The following is a 1,321-nucleotide window of genomic DNA, read 5'->3' as shown; positions in this document are numbered from 1 at the left end:
TTGAGGGGTTAAGGCTCCCAGTAGACGACTGGGTTGATAGGCCAGATGTGGAAGCCCGGCAACGGGTGGAGCTGACTGGTACTAATAGGCCGAGGGCTTGTCCTCAGTTGCTCGCGTCCACTGTGTTGTTCCCGGGTTGCGAACAGTTATCGCACCGGTTGAACAGCTCCACTTACTTAATTGAAGAGTGTGCTTGTTCGCTAAGCCCGATAGGGTTTCGGTGGTCATAGCGTTAGGGAAACGCCCGGTTACATTCCGAACCCGGAAGCTAAGCCTTTCAGCGCCGATGGTACTGCAGGGGGGACCCTGTGGGAGAGTAGGACACCGCCGAACAATCTTTCAGGACCCTTGGTCCAGCGTTCATGCTGGACCAAGGGTCCTTTTTGTTTTTCCGAAGCGCGTCGGATGGCCGACTGCGCGAGAATGACTGCGTTACCCCAAGACAGGAGCCAACCGATGTCCACCAACTCTTCCGACGATCGTCCGGAGCGCGAGCCGCGCCGGCGAGACGGCGATGACAGGGGCGGATACCGCGGCGGTCGTGACGACCGTGCGCCGCGCCGGGACAACGATCGCGGTGGGTTCCGTCGTGACGACCGCCCGACCGGCGGTGGATACCGCGGTGGTCGTGACGACCGCCCCAGCGGGCCGCGCCGTGATGACGACCGAGGCGGGCGTCCCAGTGGTGGTGGCGGTGGCTTCCAGCGTCGCGACGACCGGCCGAGCAGCGGGCCTCGCCGTGACGACAACCGGGGCGGCCGCCCAGCGGGCGGTGGGGGCGGGTTCCAGCGTCGCGACGACCGTCCCGGCAGTGGGCCGCGTCGTGATGACGAGCGTGGTGGCGGGTTCCGTGGTGGTCGTGACGACCGTGCGCCGCGTCGGGACGACCGTCCCAGTGGTGGCGGTTACCAGCGTCGTGATGACCGTCCGAGCGGTGGTGGGTTCCAGCGTCGTGACGACCGCCCCAGCGGCGGCGGTGGCGGGTTCCGTGGTGGTCGTGACGACCGTGCGCCGCGTCGTGACGACGACCGTTCCAGTGGCGGCGGCGGTTACCAGCGTCGCGATGACCGTCCCAGTGGTGGCGGCTACCAGCGCAGGGACGACCGTCCGAGCGGTGGCGGTTTCCAGCGTCGTGATGACCGTCCCAGTGGTGGCGGTTTCCAGCGTCGTGATGACCGTCCCAGCGGTGGCGGTTTCCAGCGTCGTGACGACCGCCCCAGCGGCGGCGGTGGCGGGTTCCGTGGTGGTCGTGACGACCGTGCGCCGCGTCGTGACGACGACCGTTCCAGTGGCGGCGGCGGTTACCAGCGTCGCGATGACC

The 1,321-nt window shown here is 67.1% G+C and carries 2 rRNA genes and 1 pseudogene; all 3 read left to right on the top strand.

The window, feature by feature from the left end:
* Nucleotides 1-105 (top strand): 23S ribosomal RNA (locus E2E34_RS34355); the annotation flags it as partial.
* A gap of 111 nt (nucleotides 106-216) precedes the next feature.
* Nucleotides 217-333, top strand: a 5S ribosomal RNA gene (gene rrf, locus E2E34_RS34350).
* Between the two features lie 72 nt (nucleotides 334-405).
* Nucleotides 406-1,321, top strand: a pseudogene (locus tag E2E34_RS37675) (hypothetical protein); the annotation flags it as partial.

This window comes from Streptomyces albidochromogenes (assembly GCF_005981925.1).
In the GTDB taxonomy this organism is placed as follows: Bacteria; Actinomycetota; Actinomycetes; order Streptomycetales; family Streptomycetaceae; genus Streptomyces; species Streptomyces albidochromogenes.
This window is presented reverse-complemented; position numbering and strand designations above follow the sequence as displayed.